The organism is Pseudomonas sp. EMN2 (genome assembly GCF_009650555.1).
GTDB classification, from domain to species: domain Bacteria; phylum Pseudomonadota; class Gammaproteobacteria; order Pseudomonadales; family Pseudomonadaceae; genus Aquipseudomonas; species Aquipseudomonas sichuanensis.
The window spans coordinates 1-19170 of record NZ_VZZR01000012.1; the positions used below are offsets into that span (position 1 = coordinate 1).

Genomic DNA, 19170 nt, shown 5'->3' on the forward strand with positions numbered 1-19170 from the left:
GCCAAGCCGGCCGCGAAACCTGCTGCCGCCAAAGCCCCGGCCAAAGCTGCCGCAGCCAAGCCGGCCGCGAAACCTGCCGCAGCCAAGCCTGCCGTTGCCAAGGCGCCAGCCAAACCTGCCGCCAAGCCCGCTGCCGCCAAAGCCCCGGCCAAGCCCGCTGCTGCCAAACCTGTCGCCAGCAAGCCAGCAGCGCCTGCCGGCAACGCAGCACCTGCCGCAGCGGCCAGCCCGGCTACACCAGCAGCACCCGCCAGCACCCCGGCTCAGTCGCCGTCCACGGCCTCCTGAAGCTCCCGGGCCGCGACGCGCAGCTGTTGCAGCGCGTCGTGGTCGCGGGCCTGGGCCGGTGCAAGCCGGGCCAACCATCCTTCGCTGTCACCTGCTACGGCAGGCCAGGCCTGCGCCACCAACGCCAAACGCTCCAGCAGCGTGCGTTCAGCCTGTAACTCCAGCGCCTTCACTTGTTCGCGCAGCACGGCCAATTGCGGGTCGGCCAGTGCGTGTTCGCGCCATTGCCGGCGCAGTGTTCGCAGCGGCATGACCACGTCCCGCTGCCAGGGGGCTGCGACGGCCTGCAGCGCCTGGATGCGTGTTTCGTCAACGGCCACGGCCCGGGCCTGCAGCCAGGTGCCGCAGAGCAGCAGGCAAACATCGCCGCCCAACTCCTGCAGGGTCAGGCAGGCCGCTTCGACGCCCGGCCGCGCATACAGCGCCAGGGCATGTTTCCACAGGTCGGTGTGCATGGTTTCACTCGCGCCAGTGGTCAGCGAAGCTGGTAGACTCCGCGACCATCATGATCAGACTATCCAACCTCACTTTACAGCGTGGTCCGCAGCGCCTGCTAGAAGGCGCCGAGATGACCCTGCACACCGGTCACAAGGCCGGCCTGATCGGCGCCAACGGCGCCGGTAAATCCAGCCTGTTCGCCTTGCTGCGCGGTGAGCTGTCGCCCGATGGCGGCGACTGCCTGCTGCCGGGCGACTGGCGCATCGCCCACATGCGCCAGGAAGTCGATACCCTCGAGCGCATCGCCGTGGACTATGTGCTCGATGGCGACGTGCGCCTGCGCAAGGTCCAGGCCGAGCTGGCGGCTGCCGAACAGGCGCACGACGGTACCGCGCTGGCACGCCTGCACAGTGAGCTGGACAGCGCCGACGGCTACACCGCCGACGCCCGTGCGCGCAAGCTGCTGGCCGGCCTTGGTTTCACCAACGAGCAGATGGACCGCCGCGTCGGTGACTTCTCCGGTGGCTGGCGGATGCGCCTGAACCTGGCCCAGGCACTGATGTGCCCGTCCGACCTGCTGCTGCTCGACGAACCGACCAACCACCTCGACCTCGATGCCATCCTGTGGCTGGAAGACTGGCTCAAAGGCTACCCGGGCACGCTGCTGCTGATCTCCCACGACCGCGACTTCCTCGACGCCGTGGTCGACCATGTGCTGCACGTCGAGCAGCGCAAGCTCAATCTCTACAAGGGCGGCTACAGCGCCTTCGAGCGCACCCGCGCCGAACGCCTGGCGCAGCAGCAGCAGGCCTACGAGAAGCAGCAGGCGCAGCGCGCGCACATGGAAAAGTACATTGCCCGCTTCAAGGCCCAGGCCACCAAGGCACGTCAGGCGCAGAGCCGGATAAAAGCCCTGGAGCGCATGGAAGAGCTGACGGCGGCGCATGTCGATTCGCCGTTCGACTTCGTCTTCCGCGAGTCGGAGAAAATCTCCAGCCCGTTGCTCGACCTGTCCGAAGCCCGCCTGGGCTATGGCGACAAGGCCATCCTCGAGAAGGTCAAGTTACAGCTGGTGCCAGGCGCGCGCATCGGCCTGCTCGGGCCCAACGGCGCGGGCAAGTCGACGCTGATCAAGAACCTGGCCGGTGAGCTGCAGCCGTTGGCCGGTCGCCTGGTGCGCGGCGAGAACCTCGCCGTCGGCTACTTCGCCCAGCACCAGCTCGACTCGTTGGACGACAAGGCCAGCCCGCTGCTGCACCTGCAACGCATCGCTCCCGCTGAACGTGAGCAGACGCTGCGCGACTTCCTCGGTGGTTTCGACTTCCACGGCAACCGCGTCGACGAGCCGGTGGTCAATTTCTCCGGCGGCGAGAAGGCCCGCCTGGCCCTGGCGCTGATTGCCTGGGAACGGCCCAACCTGCTGCTGCTCGACGAACCCACCAACCACCTCGATCTCGAGATGCGCCTGGCCCTGACCATGGCCCTGCAGGAGTTCGAAGGTGCCGTGGTGGTGGTCTCCCACGACCGTCACCTGCTCAAGAGCACCACCGACGACTTCCTGCTGGTGGCCGACGGCAAGGTCGACACCTTCGACGGCGATCTCGACGACTACAGCCGCTGGCTGGTCGAGTACCGCCAGCGCAACGCGCCCGTCAGTACTGCGCCGGTCAACCCGGACAAGACCGACAAGAAGGCTCAGCGCCAGGCCGCTGCCGCCCTGCGTCAGCAGTTGGCGCCGCACAAGAAGGCCGCCGACAAGCTCGAAGCCGAGCTCAACCAGGTGCATGCACAGCTGGCGGAAATCGAGGCGGCGCTGGGCGACAGCGGGCTCTACGAGGCCGCACGCAAGGACGAGCTGCGCGACCTGCTGGCCCGCCAGACCAAGCTCAAGCAACGCGAAGGCGAGCTGGAAGAGGCCTGGATGGAGGCGCTGGAAACCCTGGAAAGCATGCAGTCCGAGCTCGAGGCGCTGTCCTGATGGAGGAGCTGCGTTCCTTGCTGCCAGGGCAATGGATGGACACGTTCTGGCTGGGGTTGCAGATCCTGCTGATCCTGATCGTTGCGTTCGTCCTGCAGCGCATGGTCGCCCGTGGGTTGAAGAGCCTGGGCGAACGCTATCCCTTGCCGCACGAGCTGATGGTACCGGTGCGCGGCGCCCTGCGCTGGCTGATCATGGGCAGCGGCCTGCTGTTCGTGCTGGAGCGCATGGGCGTGTCCGCCACGGTGCTGTGGACGGCCTTGTCGGGCTTTGTCGCGGTGGCGGCGGTGGCCTTCTTCGCCATCTGGAGCGTGCTGTCCAACCTGCTGTGCGCGGTGCTGATCTTCACTGTCGGGCCATTTCGCATCGGCGATGTGGTCGAGCTGGTCGACACCACCGACAAGCCAGGGGTGAAGGGCCGGGTGATCGCCATCAACCTGCTGTACACCACGCTGATGGAAACTCCTGAGGCGGGTGGTGCGCTGGTGCAGGTGCCGAACAGCCAGTTCTTTCAGAAGGCCGTGCGGCGTTGGCGGGGGGCTGAGGTTGCGACCGTGGCCAAGGATTCTGTCATCGAAGCTGACTGAGGCATTGTTGATGCCTGTTCGGCCGCCTTCGCGGGTAAACCCGCTCCCACAGGTACAGCGCATATCCTGTGGGAGCGGGTTTACCCGCGAAGAGGCCCGCACAGACACCGCAAAAACCACTGGTTATTTTTTCGCCAAAACCGTAGCTTAACGTTTTGCAACAAACGTTCGAGCGAGGTGTGTGATGTCGATGGAAACCTGGTTGGCCTTCTTTGCCGCGTGCTGGGTCATCAGCCTGTCGCCGGGTGCCGGGGCCATTGCCTCGATGTCCAGTGGCCTGCAGTACGGTTTCTGGCGTGGCTACTGGAACGCCCTGGGCCTGCAACTGGGCCTGATCCTGCAGATCGCCATCATTGCCGCCGGTGTCGGCGCCGTCCTCGCCGCCTCGGCCACGGCCTTCCAGCTCATCAAATGGTTCGGCGTCGCCTACCTGGTTTTCCTCGCCTACAAACAATGGCGCGCACTGCCGATGGACATGAGCGACGAGTCCGGCGTGCGGCCGATCGGCAAGCCGCTGAGCCTGGTGTTCCGCGGTTTCCTGGTCAACGTCAGCAACCCCAAGGCACTGGTGTTCATGCTCGCGGTGCTGCCGCAGTTCATCGACCCCCATGCAGCGCTGCTGCCGCAGTACCTGGCGATCACCGTGACCATGATCAGTGTCGACCTGCTGGTGATGGCCGGCTACACCGGGCTGGCTTCGCGGGTTCTGCGCCTGCTGCGTACGCCTAAGCAGCAAAAGCGTATGAACCGTACCTTCGCCGGCTTGTTCATCGGCGCCGCGACCTTCCTCGCCACCCTGCGCCGCGCACCGATCTGAGTCATTTTTGCGGTGGCCGGTCGACCAGCCCCTTGAGCAGGTCGATCGGCAACGGGAAGACGATGGTCGAGCTTTTGTCCCCGGCGATGGTGCCCAGCGTCTGCATGTAACGCAGCTGCATCGCCCCAGGCTCCTTGCCCAGCATCTGCGCCGCCTGCATCAGCTTCTCCGAGGCCTGCAGCTCACCCTCCGCGTGGATCACCTTGGCCCGCCGCTCGCGTTCGGCTTCTGCCTGGCGGGCGATGGCGCGGATCATCGATTCGTTCAGGTCGACATGCTTGATCTCGACGTTGGCCACCTTGATGCCCCAGGCATCGGTCTGCGCGTCGAGCACTTCGCGGATATCGCCGTTGAGCTGCTCGCGCTCGGCCAGCAGTTCGTCCAGCTCGTGCTTGCCAAGCACCGCACGCAGAGTGGTCTGGGCCAGCTGGCTGGTGGCCGCGAGGAAGTCCTCGACCTGGATGATCGCCTTCTGTGGGTCGAGCACACGGAAGTACAGCACCGCGTTGACCTTGACCGAGACGTTGTCGCGGGTGATCACGTCCTGCGGCGGCACGTCGAGCACCACCGTGCGCAGGTCGACCCGCACCATCTGCTGGATCCCCGGAATCAGGATGATCAGCCCCGGGCCTTTGACCTGCCAGAAGCGCCCCAGCTGGAACACCACGCCGCGCTCGTATTCGCGCAGGATGCGCAGCGCCGACAGCAGCAGTAGCGCCACCAGCACGAGCAGTGTGCCGAAACCGAATTGCATGAACATCGTCACTCTCCTGGCGCCGTTGGCGCGGTGGCGCTGACTTCCAGCGTCAGGCCGTTGCGTGCGGTCACCCGCACATGCTGGCCGGGTGAAAGCGGTGTGGCGCACCGCGCCTGCCATTGTTCGCCCTGGGCCTGTACCGAGCCGCGGAACGGGTTGTCCGACTGCACCAAGGTCACTGTGACCAGGCTGCCCACCAGCCCGGCGTCACCACTGACCAGGGCCCTGCGGCGTGCCTTGATCGCCATGCCCAGCACGCCACCGAGCAACAATGCCGAGAGCACGGCCAGGCTGGCGATCAGCGCCAGCGGAATGCCGAAGCCGGGGGCGTCGGTGTCCATCAGGATGACGGCGCCGGCAACGAACGCGACGATGCCGCCGAAACCGACCACGCCGAAGCTGGGCAGGAACGCCTCGGCGACCATGAACGCCAGCCCGAGCAGGATCAGCGCCACGCCGGCATGGCTCACCGGCAGCAGCTGCAGCGCATACAGCGCCAGCAGCAGGCAGATGCCGCCGACCACCCCGCCGACCCCGGTGCCGGGGTTGATGAATTCGAACAGCAGGCCGTACACCCCGATCATGATCAGGATCAGCGCCACGCTGGGGTTGGTGATCACGGCCAGCAGGCGCGTGCGCCAGTCCGGCAGGTGCTCGACCACACTGGCGCCGACGGTTTTCAGCTGTACGGTCTGGCCGGCGGCAACCAGGCTCTGGCCATCGAGCTGGCGCAGCAGCTCCGGCAGGTCGCTGGCCACCTGGTCGATCACTTTTAGGCGCAGGGCCTCGCTGGCCGACAGGCTGACCGCCTCGCGCACGGCCTTTTCCGCCCAGTCGGCATTGCGCCCACGCAGTTGGGCCAGGCCACGGATGTAGGCCGCGGCGTCGTTGACCTGCTTGCGGGCGAGGGTGTCTTCGTTGTTGTCGGCGGCCTTCTCGGGTTTGCCAGGCATGCCGATATGCACCGGCGTGGCGGCGCCCAGGTTGGTGCCGGGGGCCATGGCTGCGATATGGCTGGCGTACAGGATGTAGGTGCCGGCGCTGGCCGCCCGGGCGCCGCTGGGGGCCACGTAGGTGGCCACCGGCACGGGGCTGGCAAGGATGGCCTTGATGATCTGGCGCATGGCGCTGTCGAGCCCACCGGGGGTGTCGAGGCGGATTACCAGCAATTGCGCTCCCTGCGCCTGTGCCTGTTCAAGCCCGCGCAGCAGATAGTCGGCGCTGGCCGGGCCGATGGCGTCGTCGATGCTCAGCAGCCACACGCTGCCCCCGGGCGCGGCGTGCCCGCCCGGGGCAAAGCCGAGCATCAGCAGCAACAGCAGCACGCGCCAGCCGTGAGCGATCACCTGTCGTCACCTCATGGGGGCCTGTGATTGAAGTTTAGCTGTGGCCGCTTGCCTGCGGCCTAAACTTCAAGGTGGGGGCGAAACCGGAGGTGCATCATGCGTATGGCCAAGACCCTTCAGCAGCGCCTGGACCAGGCCAACTGCGACTACGACATTGTTCCCCATCCACATTCGGCCACCAGCCTTGAGTCAGCCCGCACGGCAGGCGTACCTGCCGAACGGGTCGCCAAGTCGGTGATGCTCGATGACCGCCATGGCAACTACATCATGGCCGTGCTGCCGGCCAACCGGCACCTGGACATGACCGAGGTGCGGATGACCGGCGCCTGGCAGCTGACCCGTGAAAGTGCGCTACCGATGTTGTTCGGTGATTGCGAACGTGGCGCCGTGCCGGCACTGGGCGATGCCTATGGCATGAAAATGCTGCTCGATTCGAGCCTTACCCGCCAAGGCGATGTCTACCTTGAGGCGGGTGACCACGATCACCTGATTCACATGAGCATGGAGCAATACTTGAAACTGGTGCCGCACGCCGAAGTGCGCGAACTGAGCTGATGCTCGCAACCAACGCCGGGCTGGCGTCGTGGACGATCGGCCCGGCCCGAGGAGTGAACCATGGAAGCGCCGATCCACAAGTTTTCCGAACTGTTCAAGCAACTTGGCCTGCCCGACGACCCTGTCGGTATCGACCAGTTCATCACCAGCCACTCGCCCCTCAAGGGTGATGTGAAGCTGGTCGACGCACCCTTCTGGAACGATGCCCAGCGAGGCTTTCTGAGGGACAGCATCAATGAGGATGCCGATTGGGCGGAGCTGTTCGACCAACTCAATGAAGCCTTGCGTCGCCCCCGTAAATAAAGCGCCGAGCGGCACCTGATGGGTGACGGGGCCGTTGCTATGCTCAGGAAAACAACAAGGGGATGGCGCGATGAAAGATCCCTACGCACCGGGTTTCTGGTGCACCGTGACGATCCTGGGCACCCTGACCGCCGGTTACTTCTACGGTATCCGGCACACCCAGCAGATGAACCAGGCCGTGCAGTTCCTGTATGCCGCTGCTGCCGTCACCGCGGCGGTTGCCTTGTGCGGGCTGGCATGGATCGCCTGGGAACACCTGCACCTGAACAAACGGGAAGTCGCCCAGGGCCGAACGTTGCTGACCATCTGGAACACCAAGGTCGCCCTGCGCCGGGTCGAAACCGTGTTCGACCGTTACTTCTGGGGCAGCTACTGGCATTCCGGGCGGACCTTCGAAGAGGTCATGGGCGAGCTCAAGGGCACGCCGCTGGAGCAGAGCCTCGACGCCCTCAAATTGCAGTGCCGTGAGCTCGACCGGGAAATTCACGATCACCAGCATCACTGGCTGGCCAATGCCCGCGACCTGTCCAGCGTAGCCACGGCCATGGCCCGCGAGCGCTATCAGCTGGACCTGTGCGACGCGCCGATACGTGATGGCGGCAATACCGCCGTGCTCAATCGCGATCTGGAAGTGCTGGTTTACACCTGGTCGGCGCGCCTGCGCAGCTTCGACCATCAGCTGGACGAGCTGGAGCGCGCCTATCACTAGAGAGGGGGTCATTCGCCGCGGATGTACTGCTCCAGTTGCTGGATCAGGTTGGCCTGCTCGGCGATGGTTTCCTTCACCAGGTCACCGATCGACAGCAGCCCCAACAGCGCGCTGCCATCCACTACCGGCAGGTGGCGCAGGTGGCGATCGGTCATCAGTTGCATGCAGTGATCGAGTTTTTCCTTCGGCCCTACAGTGACCACCGGCGCGCTCATGATTTCGCGCACGGGCGTGGCGGCTGAAGAGCGCCCTTTGAGCACCAGCTTGCGGGCATAGTCGCGTTCGCTGACGATCCCCACCACCCGGTTGTCCTCCACCACCGGCAGTGCGCCGACGTTTTTCTCCGCCAGCATTTTCAAGGCATCCAGTACCGAGTCATCAGGGCCAATGGTGTAGACGGTCTGATGCTGGGCCTTGGTCTTGAGGATTTGTTCGACGTTTTTCATGCGAGCCTCGGTGGGTGAAAAAGCGCTGTGTCGGAGTAAATAAAGCATCCGGCACGGCGCTCTGCACGGCAATGCAGGAAACGGCATCGAGACGATTGAAAAACGTCATGGTTGCAGGCCCATGAAAAAAGGCGGCCAGAAGGCTAATGCAATTGGGGCCGCTTTGCGGCCCTTCGCGGGTAAACCCGCTCCCACAGGATTACGCGAAACCTGTGGGAGCGGGTTTACCCGCGAAGGGCTGCAAAGCAGCCCCATTAGTAGCGATGAAACGTTATCTGACCGGCATTAGCCCATAGGCCGCCTTAGCATTCCTGCGCAGTCTGCACTCAGACCAGGCCTTTGGGGCTCGGGCCGAAGCGGTTGTTGCCAGGGGTGCCGTCAAAGAACAGGAATACCAGGCCAACGATCGGCACCAGCAGCCACCAGCCGCGGTGATCGCTGTCGTGCAGGCGGCGCACTGCCACGGCAATGCTCGGCAGCATCAGCACCAGGGCGTACACCAGGCTCAGCAGCGGGTTGGTGCCGAGGACGTTATCGAGGTAGCCGAAGGCGATCGTGATCAGGAAGTTGATCAGCACGAACAACCAGTATTCCTTGCGGCGTGCACGGCCTTTGAACACTGCGTACTTCTTCAGGACTTCGAGGTAGGGAATGCCGTTGCTCACTCCGACGCTACCCGCGAAGCCACCGTTGGTGGCAGTGGCGGCCTGGGATGCGCCGCAGCCTGGGCAGCTCGCGGCCGATTGATGGATCTGTTTGGCGCAGCCACGGCAGAACACCATGCTCATTTGTTTTCCCTCACATTTGGATTAGCTTGCGGATTTCAGGCCGACCAGGCGCAGCAGCGAGATGCCTGCCATGACAACGCCGGCGATTGCCAGGCCGTTGCCGGGTTTGTTCTGGTTGATGCTGACGACACCGAGGACCAGGCTTGCGCTTGCGAGCAGGCCTGGGCCCAGGAGGGTTTCGCCCTCCCGGTCGAAATCATCGAACAGGGTCATGAAACACAGAATGCCAAGCATCAGGGAAACGCTACCCATCCACGGCGATTCGCTGCGGGCAGGTTTCGTGGAGGATGTTGCGTGCTGTGGAGCAACGCATTGGGGGGCAGGCAGGTGCCGTCTTGTGCAGCTGCATGGCACAGCCGCGGCAATAACCATTGCCATCGCAAATCCCTTTGTGGCGTTCGCCGAACGCATCCCTGTTCGCATACCGTGTCACCCGTCCGGGTGGCCGGCGCAGAGGTTACTATATATTTCATGAGTGGCGAAATAGTGGCGTCAGAAAATTCGCGATCCACCCCGTAGCAACGAAAAAAGGCGCCTGCAGGCGCCTTCCGGTTTTAACCCCGAGGCTCAGAGCTTCGGCATCTGCCCGATCCGCGCCACCATCTCGCTGACGATCTGCAAATCGAGCATGAACTGCTCCACGGTCTTGAACTCGTTGTCGTTGTGCCCGGTGTACTTCACGTCCGGCATGGCCAGGCCGAACTGCACGCCGTTGGGCAGGTCATGTACCGAGGTGGCGCCGGCGGAGGTGCCGAACTCGTGCTTCATGCCCAGGTTCTCGCTGGCCACCGCAAGCAGGGCCTTGACCCATTCGCCCTGCGGGTTGCGGTACATCGGCTCGTCCAGGCTGTAGTCGAACGCCACAGCGGTCTTGCTCTTGGCCGTCCAGCTGTCGAGCTTGCCGGAGATCTCGCCCTTGAGCGTGTCCAGCGTCTTGCCTTTGGGGATACGCAGGTTCACCGCCAGCTTCAGCGCCTTGTCATCCAGGCCGACGAAAGTCAGCGAGGTGGTCAGCGGGCCCATGAACGCGTCCCTGAAGCCCACGCCGAGCTTGTTGCCCAGGTAGTCCAGGCCCCAGTTGTCGGCGGCGTAGCGGGCGGCGTCGGTGATGTGGTTGTGCTTGAGCGGCACCTCTTTGCCCAGGCCATTGAGGAACACCAGCATGCGCGCCACCGGGTTGACCCCCGACTCGGGCTCGGAGGAGTGCGCCGACACGCCGGTCACGGTCAGCAGCACCTGCTTGCCGTCGACCTTGGCGTCGATGCTGAAGTTGCCACCGTTGTGTTTGACGAAAGCAGCACCGGCCTTGTTCAGGGCCTTGGCCAGGTCGGCCGGCTTGTCGCTGAGCAGGGTCGCCACCGAGTTGCCGGGGATCTGGTTGGTGGCCAGGCCACCGGTCAGGTTCACCACCTCGGCGCCCTTGCCGCTACCGGCACGCTTGGCGAAGGTGGCCATGACCGTGCCGTAGCCTTTCTCGGCGATCACCACCGGGTAGCCGCCGTCCAGTGCCAGGTTGTAGTCGGGCGTGGCATTGCGTTCGAAGTAGTAGGGGATGGCGTCGCCGGTGGTTTCCTCGGTGGTGTCCACCAGCAGCTTGAACTGGCGGGCCAGCGGCAGCTTCTCGTCCTTGGCCACTTTCAGCGCATAGAGCGCGACGACGATGCCGTTCTTGTCATCCTCGGTGCCACGGCCGTACATGCGGTCGCCCACCAGGGTGACCTTGAACGGGTCGAGCTTGGTGCCGTCGGCCAGCTTCCAGTTGGCCGGGGTGACCGGTACCACGTCGGCGTGGGCGTGGATGCCGATGACTTCCTTGCCTTCGCCGAGGGAGATCTCGTAGACACGGTTGTCGATGTTGCGGAAGGTCAGGCCGAAGCCCTCGGCCAGGGCCTTGATCTTGTCGGCGATCTTGAGGAACTCGGGGTTCTCGTGCTGCGCCACGCCCTCTTTGCGGTAGGTGGGGATCTCCACCAGCTCGCGCAGGGTTTCGGTGGCGGCCTTGCCGTACTTGATGCGGGTGTACAGGCCGAGCAGGCGGTTGATCTCGTCCTGTTGTTCGGCGGCCAGCGGCTTGCCGGCCAGGTACTGCTTGAGGGTTTCGTCGAGCTTGTCGGCCTTGGCCAGGTCACTGCCGGCCAGCTTGCCGAGGAATTGCTTGAAGTCGGCCGGGTCGCTGCCGTCGTAGGCCTTGATGATGGCGGCGGACTGTTGCTGGGACAGGTTGGCCTGGGCCGGGATCGAGAACATGGCCACGCTGGCCAACAGCAGCGACGCGGCGGATAGCTTGGTAAATGGCATGGTTGTGCGCATTCCTTTGCAAGTGTTGGAGGGTGCCCGTTTACGCAAACGGAAGATGCCCACGCTAACACCAAAGACTGCCTGCGGGGGAGAGGTGGCAATGTGCACTCAGTCGCAAATCGGCAGGCACAAAAAAAGCCCCGCCGGTGTGAACCGGGCGGGGCTTCTTTGCGCGCTGTCAGTAATGCAGGGGTGCCGCTGACAGCGTGAAATTCATGGCGCACTCGGCGGGATTCGAACCCACGACCCCTGCCTTCGGAGGGCAGTACTCTATCCAGCTGAGCTACGAGTGCAACGGGCCGAATGATACCCATCTGCGCAGGTGGCGTCCATCGCCTTGATATGAGGGTGTTTTTCCAGGGCGCCCGATCGCGGGACAAGCCCGCTCCCACGCAGGGAACCTGATCTATCCATATGCAATCTTGGTATTTCTCACGGCGCTGTTATGCCCGCTATCTTCTGGTTACAACTTGTTATAACAAGTCAGCCGACAGAGAAGACCATGGCCGAACTGCTCCCGCTTTCTCCCGTACCGCTCTACACCCAGCTCAAGGAATTGCTGCGCGAACGCATCCTCGACGGCAGCTACCCACCGCACAGCCGCATGCCTTCGGAAAGCGAGCTGGGCAAGGTCTTCGACGTCAGCCGCATCACCGTGCGCCAGGCCCTGGGCGACCTGCAGAAAGAAGGGCTGATCTTCAAGATCCATGGCAAAGGCACCTTCGTCGCCAAGCCCAAGGCGTTCCAGAACGTCAGCACCCTGCAGGGCCTGGCCGAGTCGATGACGCAGATGGGCTATGAAGTGCTCAACCGCCTGCGCAGTTTCCGCCATGTACCGGCCAGTGCGCTGGTGGCGCAACGGCTGCAGGTCGAGGAGGGCAGCCTGGTCACCGAGATCCGTCGGGTGCGCCTGATCAACCGCGAGCCGGTGTCGCTGGAAATCACCTGGCTGCCGCACAACGTCGGCGAGAAGCTGGAGAAGGCCGACCTGGTCACCCGCGACATCTTCCTGTTGCTGGAGAACGACTGCGGCCTCGCCCTCGGTCATGCCGACCTGGCCATTGACGCGGTGCTCGCCGACAGCGACCTGACCCAGGCGCTGGAGGTGGAAGAGGGCTCGCCGATCATGCGCATCGAGCGCCTCACCCACACCGCCGACGGCGCCCCGCTGGACTTCGAACACCTCTATTACCGTGGCGATGCGTTCCAGTACCGCCTGCGTATCGACCGCCAGAAGGGGGGCAAGGCATGACCATCCAGACCCAGGACTACGACATCGTCGTCATCGGTGGCGGCACCGCCGGGCCCATGGCCGCGATCAAGGCCAAGGAGCAGGACAAGACCTTGCGCGTGCTGTTGCTGGATAAGGCCAACGTCAAGCGCAGCGGCGCCATCAGCATGGGCATGGACGGCCTGAACAACGCCATTATTCCCGGGCATGCCACGCCCGAGCAGTACACCAAGGAAATCACCGTCGCCAATGACGGCATCGTCAACCAGGCAGCGGTGCATGCCTATGCCACCAAGAGCTTCGAGACCATCGAGCAGCTCGACCGCTGGGGCGTGAAGTTCGAGAAGGACGAAACCGGCGACTACGCGGTGAAGAAGGTTCACCACATGGGCGCTTATGTGCTGCCCATGCCCGAGGGCCACGACATCAAGAAGGTGCTGTACCGCCAGCTCAAGCGCGCCCGGGTGGAAATCAGCAACCGCATGGTGTGCACCCGCGTGCTGCTCGATGAGGTAGGTGCCGCAGCCGGGGTGCTCGGTTTCGACTGCCGCAGCGGTGAGTTCCGGGTGATCCGCGCCAAGGCGGTTGTGCTCGCCTGCGGCGCCGCCGGGCGCTTGGGCTTGCCGTCGTCGGGCTACCTGATGGGCACCTACGAGAACCCCACCAATGCCGGTGACGGCTATGCCATGGCCTACCACGCCGGGGCGGAGCTGGCGAACCTGGAGTGCTTCCAGATCAACCCGCTGATCAAGGACTACAACGGCCCGGCCTGCGCCTACGTCACCGGCCCCCTGGGCGGCTACACCGCCAACAGCAAGGGCGAGCGCTTCATCGAGTGCGACTACTGGAGCGGGCAGATGATGTGGGAGTTCCACCAGGAGCTCGAAGGCGGCAACGGCCCGGTGTTTCTCAAGCTCGACCATCTGGCCGAGGAGACCATCCAGAACATCGAGGAAATCCTGCACAGCAACGAGCGGCCGAGTCGAGGCCAGTTCCACGCCGGGCGCGGCACCGACTACCGCCAGCACATGGTCGAGATGCACATCTCCGAGATCGGCTTCTGCTCCGGGCATTCGGCCTCGGGGGTGTGGGTCAACGAGAAGGCCGAAACCAGCGTCAAGGGCCTGTACGCCGCCGGCGACATGGCTGCGGTACCGCACAACTACATGCTCGGCGCTTTCACCTATGGCTGGTTCGCCGGAGTGAATGCCGCGCAGTACGTGGCCGGGCGTGAATTCGCCGAGGTCGATACGCAGCAGGTCGAACGCGAACAGGCGCGGGTGTTCGCACCCTTGCAGCGTGAGCATGGCCTGCCGCCGGCCCAGGTCGAGTACAAGCTGCGACGCATGGTCAACGACTACCTGCAGCCGCCCAAGGTGACCAAGAAGATGGAAATCGGCCTGGCGCGCGTCGCTGAGATCGAACGCGATCTTGAGCAGATGAAGGCCAACAACCCCCATGAGCTGATGCGTGCCATGGAAGTTTCGGTAATCCGCGACTGCGCCGAGATGGCTGCGCGCGCGTCCTTGTTCCGCAAGGAGAGCCGCTGGGGGCTGTACCACCACCGGGTCGATTACCCCGAGCGCAACGATGGCGAGTGGTTCGTGCATTGCCATCTGAAGAAGGGCGAGGACGGTGAGATGACCAGCTTCAAGAAAGCGGTGGAGCCGTACCTGATCCCGCTGGATGCCGAGGAACAGACCGCGTACGACCGGCTGCGTGTAAAGGCCGATGCCGCCTAGGCGACACCGAACCCTGTGGGAGCGGGTTTACCCGCGAAACAGGCGACGCGGTGCATGGCACCGGCTTCGCCGGTGTTCGCGGGTAAACCCGCTCCCACAGGGACATGTGCAAGTTTCTAGATAAAGGGCGCCCAAGAAGGCCCCAAGGACCCCGTGAAAATGGCCTACCAACCCCAGGAAATCTTCTTTCGCAGCAGCGCCCCGGTGACCATCGACGAAGACAAGTGCATCGCCGAAAAAGGCTGCACGGTCTGCGTCGAGGTCTGCCCCATGGACCTTTTGGCCATCAACCCGGCCACGCAGAAGGCCTACATGGCCTTCGACGAATGCTGGTACTGCATGCCCTGCGAAAAAGACTGCCCCACCGGCGCGGTGAAGGTCGATATCCCGTACCTGCTGCGCTGAACCCGAACCAACCGCCATCCGGCCGAACCACCGGACGCCCACCTGCAATGCCCCTCGTTTCCCACCACCCATGCCGGGCGGCGGAGACGACTCCAATACCTAGAACGATTCGAGGGGAATACCCATGCGCCTTGTAGCAACCGTGGCCGGCCTTGCGCTGGCAATCACCGGCCTGAACGCCAGCGCCGAAACCATCCGTATCGCCATCGGCACCCAGGACACCACCATCAACTGCGCCACCGGCGGCCTGTTGATCCGCGAGCTGGGCCTGCTCGACAAATACCTGCCCCATGACGGCAAGTACAAGGACGCCCAGTACCAGGTCGAGTGGAAGAACTTCACCAGCGGCGCGCCGCTGACCAACGAGATGGTCGCCGGCAAGCTCGACTTCGGCGCCATGGCCGACTTCCCCGGCTCGTTCAATGGCGTCGCCCACCTCGACGCCGGCAAGCGCAGCCTGTTCATCAGCGTGCTGTCCGGCAGCGTGCACGGCAGCGGCAACGGCATCGTGGTGCCGGCCGCCTCCAGCGTGCAGTCGCTGGCCGAACTCAAGGGCAAGACCATCTCCGTGCCGTTCGCCTCCACCGCCCACGGCATGCTGCTGCGCGCCGTCGCCGCCCAAGGCTGGGACCCGCAGAAGGACGTGAAGATCATTGCCCAGGCCCCGGAGATCGCCGGCTCCGCCCTGCGCAGCAACCGCATCGAGGCCCACGCCGACTTCGTGCCCTTCGCCGAGCTGTTCCCCAACCGCGGCTTCGCCCGCAAGATCTACGACGGTGCCCAGGCCAACGCGCCGACCTTCCATGGCGCGCTGGTGGACGCCGACTACGCGAAAAAGTACCCGGAAGTGGTCACCGCCTACCTGCGTGCCAGCCTCGAAGCCGACCGCCTGCTCGCCGCCGAGCCCGAGAAGTACAGCGAGCTTATCGAAAAGGTCACCGGTATCGAGGCCGAGGTGAACTACCTGTTCCACGGCCCGCTCGGCCTGCAGACCCGCGACCTCACCTGGAAGCCTGAGTACCGCCAGGCCGTGGCCACCTCCTTCGACACCCTCAAGCTGTTGAAGAAGACCGACCGTGGCCTGGACACCGCGCAGTTCATCGACGACCAGTACATCCGCAGCGCTTACAAGCAGGCCGGGCAGGACTACGACAAGGCGCTGAAAAACTACGACCCGTTGCCCCTCAAGGCCGTTGATGCCGCCACCGGCAAAGCCATCACCGACTTCAGCCGCCTGGCGCAGATCTGGGTGCGCGGCGAGGCCAAGGTACGCCACTACGCCTCCCCGGAGGCCGCGCTCGCCGCCCTGGCCCAGCTGGAGCAGGAGGGCAAGGACATCCGCGCGATCTACGCCCAGGCCGCCGACAGCGGCATCAAGCTGCTGGCCAACCAGGCCTGGTTCGTGCGCAACGGCCAGGGCCAACTGGCGGCCTTCCTGCTCAAGGACCAGGCCGAGCAGTACGCCAAGGCCCATGGCGGCGAGGCGCTGGACTTCGTCCAGGCCAACCAAAAGCTACTGGCCCAGCGCTGACCGGGAGCCGCCGCCATGACCCGTGACCTTGCGCGCTGGCCCCTGCGCCTGGCTTCGCTGCTGGCCTGCCTGCTGTTCTGGCAACTGGCCGCGCGCCACAAGCTGGACCTGCTGCTGTTCACCTTCACCTACGTGCCTACACCCGGCGCGGTGCTCGACGCCGCCTGGCAACTGCTGGCCTCCAACGCCCTGCTGGCGCACCTGGGCAGCAGCCTGGCGCGGGTGTTCGCCGGCTACGGCGTGGCGGCGCTGCTGGGAGTGAGCCTGGGCCTGTTGATCGGCCGCTCGAAGTGGCTTGAGGACACGCTGATGCCGCCGCTGGAAGTGCTGCGGCCGATCCCGGCGGTGGCCTGGATCCCGCTGGCGATCCTGATGTTCCCCTCATCGGAGCTGTCCATGGTGTTCATCACCTTCACCGGCGCAGTGTTCCCGATCCTGCTCAACACCGTGCACGGCGTCGAGGCGATCGACCCGCGCCTGGTGGCCTCGGCGCGCAGCCTGGGCGCCGGGCGCTGGGCGATCCTGCGCGAAGTGGTGCTGCCGGGCGCGCTGCCGAGCATCGTCACGGGGCTTGCCATCGGCATGGGCACCTCGTGGTTCTGCCTGGTGACCGCCGAGATGATCGCCGGGCAGTTCGGTATCGGTTACTACACCTGGGAGTCCTACACCTTGCAGAACTACCCCGACATCATCGTCGGCATGCTGCTGATCGGCGTGCTGGGCATGGGCAGCAGCGCGCTGGTCAAACGCCTGGGTGCGCTGGCCACGCCCTGGATACGGAGGAGCGCTTGATGAGCAGCCATCAACAAGTGCCTGGGCGTATCGAAGCGCAGGGGTTGTCGATTCGCCTGGGCCATGGGCGTGACGCGTTCGAAGCGGTGCAGGCGCTGGACTTTGCCATCGCCCCGGGCGAGTTCGTGTGCATCCTCGGGCCGTCCGGCTGCGGCAAGTCCACGTTGCTCGGCGCCTTGGCCGGGCACCTGACGCCGGCCGCCGGCCAATTGCGGGTGGACGGGCAAGCGGTCGAGGGCCCTTCGCCGCAACGGGGCATGGTGTTCCAGCATCACACCCTGCTGCCGTGGCGCAGCGTGCTCGACAACGTGGCCTTCGGCTTGAAGATGCAGGGGCAGGGCAAGGCCGAGCGCCAGCATCAGGCCGCCGAGATGCTGCAACTGGTCGGCCTGGCTGACTTCGCCCAACGCTGGCCCAGCCAGTTGTCCGGCGGCATGCAGCAGCGCGCCGAGATCGCCCGGGTGCTGATCAACCGCCCGCGCCTGCTGCTGATGGACGAACCCTTTGGCGCCCTCGACGCACAGACCCGTGCGCGCATGCAGGAACTGCTGCTGGATATCTGGGCGCGCATCCGCACCACGGTGGTGTTCGTCACCCATGACATCGACGAGGCGCTGTTCCTTGCCGACCGCATCCTGGTGATGAGCCCCCGGCCTGGGCGCTTTATCGAAGACCAGCGGCTGGACTTCGCCCGCCCGCGGCGAGCGAGCCTGCTGACCAGCCCCGAATTCACCCACCTCAAACGCCATTGCCTGGCGCTGCTGCGCCATGAAGAAGGCCGCGAACTGCCGCGCCTGACACCGTTGGGCCTACCCGACACCGACCATCCTCCGCTGCGGATTGCGCTATGACCGAACGAATCACCGACAACCCCGACATCATCGACCTGCTGCCACGCCTGAACGACCTCGATGCCGGCGTGCGACGCATCGCCCTGATCGAACTGGCCGACCTGGAAGCCCCGGACGGCCTGCCCTGGCTCACCGATGCGCTGCTGGTCGATGCCGACGCCGACGTGCGCGCCGAAGCCGCGCGCTTGCTCGAAGCCTGGGAGGCGCCGGAAGTGGTGCAGGGCCTGTGCGCCGCATTGGCCGACCCCGCCGAGCCGGTGCGCCTGGCGGCCGCCCAAAGCCTGAGCGAGCTCAAGACCCAGGAGGCCGGGCAGCTGATCCTGCCCTGGGCCACCCATGCCGATGCCTTCGTGCGGGCCAGCGCGCTGCGCGCCCTGCGCGAACTGCGCCTGGAGGACGCCGCTGTGCCTGCGTTGAAGGCGTTGGCGGATGTGGATGCCAGCGTGCGCCGTGAAGCGGTGGGCATCCTGGGCTGGCTCAAGCATGCGCCGGCCTTGCCCGCGCTGGCGCAACTGGCGGCCGAAGAGCCGGATACCGAGGTGCGGCGCGCCGCCATTGGCGCGTTGGGCCTGGCCCGGAATGCCCGTGTGCTGCCGGCGCTGATCGGTGCCTTGGCCGATGAGGCCTGGCAGGTGCGTGAAGAGGCGGCGACCACTCTGGGGAAGGTCGGCCAGGCTGAAGCGGGCCAGGCCTTGATCGCGGCGCTGGCCGACAGCTACTGGCAGGTCCGCTTGCGCGCGGCGCGGGCCTTGGGCCGGCTGCGCCATGGGGCCGCGCTGGATGGGCTGGCGCAGTTGCTTGGCCATGGCATCGCCAACCTGCGCAAGGAGGCGGCGCTGGCGCTGGGGGAGCTGGGTGAAGCCCGGGCCTTGCCGGCGTTGCAGGCGGCCGAGGCCGACAGCGATCCGGAAGTGCGCAAGGCGGTGCGCATCGCCTTGGCGCAGTTGCAGGGGGCGGCGTGATGGACGTGCCCAGCGCCTTGCGCAACCGCCGCGAACGCGGTGAATTGCTGCTGCAGTGGGGCGAGGTTGAGCAGGTGATCAGCCACGCCCGGCTGCGCGGTGCCTGCCCCTGCTCACAGTGCCGGGCGGCGCGGCTGAAGGGCGCGATTTCGCTGGTGGGCGAGGATGTGCGGGTGGCGCGGATCGAGGCCCAGGGGTATGGGGTGCAGCTGGTGTTCAGCGATGGGCATGAGCGGGGGATTTATCCTTGGGCCTATCTTCGTGAGCTGGGCTGAAATCAATCGCGGGGCAAGCCCGCTCCCACGGGCCTGTCGCGGGGCAAGCCGGCTTCCATGGGCCTGTCGTG

General features: G+C 65.2%; 22 protein-coding genes and 1 tRNA gene. 15 read left to right on the forward strand and 8 right to left on the reverse strand.

Annotated features, from left to right (window positions below; all coding sequences use genetic code 11):
- Nucleotides 1-288: hypothetical protein (locus tag F6X61_RS27100; protein ID WP_218575529.1), on the forward strand; the 288-nt coding region annotated here is incomplete at its 5' end.
- Here F6X61_RS27100 and F6X61_RS04345 read toward each other — a convergent pair.
- On the reverse strand, nt 264-743 hold the full coding sequence (locus tag F6X61_RS04345) for a TIGR02444 family protein (protein WP_153785564.1): 480 nt from the start codon (nt 741-743) through the stop codon (nt 264-266). The two genes, F6X61_RS27100 and F6X61_RS04345, sit on opposite strands and share 25 nt — an antisense overlap.
- A 50-nt stretch (nt 744-793) precedes the next feature.
- Here F6X61_RS04345 and F6X61_RS04350 point away from each other — a divergent pair, with 50 nt between their 5' ends.
- From F6X61_RS04350 to F6X61_RS04360, 3 genes are all read left to right on the forward strand, one after another.
- Complete coding sequence (locus F6X61_RS04350) at nt 794-2704, forward strand: ATP-binding cassette domain-containing protein (RefSeq protein ID WP_153785565.1); 1911 nt, start codon at nt 794-796, stop codon at nt 2702-2704.
- Complete coding sequence (locus F6X61_RS04355) at nt 2704-3291, forward strand: mechanosensitive ion channel family protein (RefSeq protein WP_153785566.1); 588 nt, start codon at nt 2704-2706, stop codon at nt 3289-3291. The genes F6X61_RS04350 and F6X61_RS04355 overlap by 1 nt, the downstream gene beginning before the upstream one ends.
- A 184-nt stretch (nt 3292-3475) precedes the next feature.
- The gene (locus tag F6X61_RS04360) at nt 3476-4108 is read left to right on the forward strand and encodes a LysE family transporter (protein ID WP_153785567.1); all 633 of its coding nucleotides are present in this window, start codon (nt 3476-3478) and stop codon (nt 4106-4108) included.
- 1 nt (nt 4109) lies between these two features.
- Here F6X61_RS04360 and F6X61_RS04365 read toward each other — a convergent pair whose 3' ends face one another.
- Nucleotides 4110-4868, reverse strand: a complete 759-nt coding sequence (locus F6X61_RS04365) for a slipin family protein (protein ID WP_153785568.1) — start codon at nt 4866-4868, stop codon at nt 4110-4112.
- Between the two features lie 2 nt (nt 4869-4870).
- Entirely contained in the window at nt 4871-6211 is a 1341-nt protein-coding gene (locus tag F6X61_RS04370) for a nodulation protein NfeD (protein WP_153785569.1), read from the reverse strand.
- Nucleotides 6212-6307: 96 nt separating this feature from the next.
- Between F6X61_RS04370 and F6X61_RS04375 the strand changes: the two genes are divergently transcribed.
- The 3 genes from F6X61_RS04375 (at nt 6308) to F6X61_RS04385 (ending at nt 7778) form a co-directional block, all read left to right on the forward strand.
- Complete coding sequence (locus tag F6X61_RS04375) at nt 6308-6766, forward strand: aminoacyl-tRNA deacylase (RefSeq protein WP_110995727.1); 459 nt, start codon at nt 6308-6310, stop codon at nt 6764-6766.
- 60 nt (nt 6767-6826) lie between these two features.
- Complete coding sequence (locus F6X61_RS04380; protein ID WP_110995726.1) at nt 6827-7069, forward strand: DUF2789 domain-containing protein; 243 nt, start codon at nt 6827-6829, stop codon at nt 7067-7069.
- A gap of 70 nt (nt 7070-7139) precedes the next feature.
- A complete protein-coding gene (locus tag F6X61_RS04385; RefSeq protein WP_153785570.1) occupies nt 7140-7778 on the forward strand; it encodes an NADH:ubiquinone oxidoreductase subunit N in 639 nt (212 codons plus the stop codon).
- 8 nt (nt 7779-7786) lie between these two features.
- On the opposite strand, the gene F6X61_RS04390 is transcribed toward F6X61_RS04385, so the two are convergent.
- The 5 genes from F6X61_RS04390 to F6X61_RS04415 form a co-directional block, all read right to left on the reverse strand.
- Entirely contained in the window at nt 7787-8224 is a 438-nt protein-coding gene (locus tag F6X61_RS04390) for a CBS domain-containing protein (RefSeq protein WP_125462146.1), read from the reverse strand.
- 326 nt (nt 8225-8550) lie between these two features.
- A complete protein-coding gene (locus F6X61_RS04395) occupies nt 8551-9012 on the reverse strand; it encodes a DUF805 domain-containing protein (protein ID WP_153785571.1) in 462 nt (153 codons plus the stop codon).
- 21 nt (nt 9013-9033) lie between these two features.
- Nucleotides 9034-9264 (reverse strand): hypothetical protein, encoded by a 231-nt coding sequence (locus F6X61_RS04400; protein ID WP_256671288.1) that lies wholly within the window; start codon nt 9262-9264, stop codon nt 9034-9036.
- 315 nt (nt 9265-9579) lie between these two features.
- Complete coding sequence (locus F6X61_RS04410) at nt 9580-11310, reverse strand: dipeptidase (RefSeq protein ID WP_153785572.1); 1731 nt, start codon at nt 11308-11310, stop codon at nt 9580-9582.
- 216 nt (nt 11311-11526) lie between these two features.
- Nucleotides 11527-11603, reverse strand: a tRNA-Arg gene (locus F6X61_RS04415).
- 209 nt (nt 11604-11812) lie between these two features.
- On the opposite strand from F6X61_RS04415, the gene F6X61_RS04420 reads away from it, so the two are divergent.
- The 8 genes from F6X61_RS04420 to F6X61_RS04455 all read left to right on the forward strand — a co-directional run bounded on the left by F6X61_RS04420 (nt 11813) and on the right by F6X61_RS04455 (nt 19099).
- Nucleotides 11813-12562 (forward strand): GntR family transcriptional regulator, encoded by a 750-nt coding sequence (locus F6X61_RS04420; protein ID WP_153785573.1) that lies wholly within the window; start codon nt 11813-11815, stop codon nt 12560-12562.
- Nucleotides 12559-14283, forward strand: coding sequence for a fumarate reductase/succinate dehydrogenase flavoprotein subunit (locus F6X61_RS04425; RefSeq protein ID WP_153785574.1), 1725 nt, complete (start codon nt 12559-12561; stop codon nt 14281-14283). The genes F6X61_RS04420 and F6X61_RS04425 overlap by 4 nt, the downstream gene beginning before the upstream one ends.
- Nucleotides 14284-14442: 159 nt before the next feature.
- Nucleotides 14443-14688, forward strand: coding sequence for a ferredoxin family protein (locus F6X61_RS04430; RefSeq protein WP_008096634.1), 246 nt, complete (start codon nt 14443-14445; stop codon nt 14686-14688).
- Nucleotides 14689-14812: 124 nt separating this feature from the next.
- The gene (locus tag F6X61_RS04435; RefSeq protein ID WP_153785575.1) at nt 14813-16219 is read left to right on the forward strand and encodes an ABC transporter substrate-binding protein; all 1407 of its coding nucleotides are present in this window, start codon (nt 14813-14815) and stop codon (nt 16217-16219) included.
- Between the two features lie 15 nt (nt 16220-16234).
- Nucleotides 16235-17011 carry an ABC transporter permease gene (locus F6X61_RS04440; protein WP_153785576.1) on the forward strand — a complete coding sequence of 259 codons (777 nt, stop codon included), beginning with the start codon at nt 16235-16237 and terminating at the stop codon, nt 17009-17011.
- Nucleotides 17011-17862 (forward strand): ABC transporter ATP-binding protein, encoded by an 852-nt coding sequence (locus F6X61_RS04445; RefSeq protein WP_153785577.1) that lies wholly within the window; start codon nt 17011-17013, stop codon nt 17860-17862. Before F6X61_RS04440 ends, F6X61_RS04445 begins: the two co-directional genes overlap by 1 nt.
- A complete protein-coding gene (locus tag F6X61_RS04450; protein WP_153785578.1) occupies nt 17859-18824 on the forward strand; it encodes a HEAT repeat domain-containing protein in 966 nt (321 codons plus the stop codon). The genes F6X61_RS04445 and F6X61_RS04450 overlap by 4 nt, the downstream gene beginning before the upstream one ends.
- Nucleotides 18824-19099, forward strand: a complete 276-nt coding sequence (locus F6X61_RS04455; RefSeq protein ID WP_153785579.1) for a gamma-butyrobetaine hydroxylase-like domain-containing protein — start codon at nt 18824-18826, stop codon at nt 19097-19099. Before F6X61_RS04450 ends, F6X61_RS04455 begins: the two co-directional genes overlap by 1 nt.
- Nucleotides 19100-19170 lie beyond the last annotated feature (71 nt).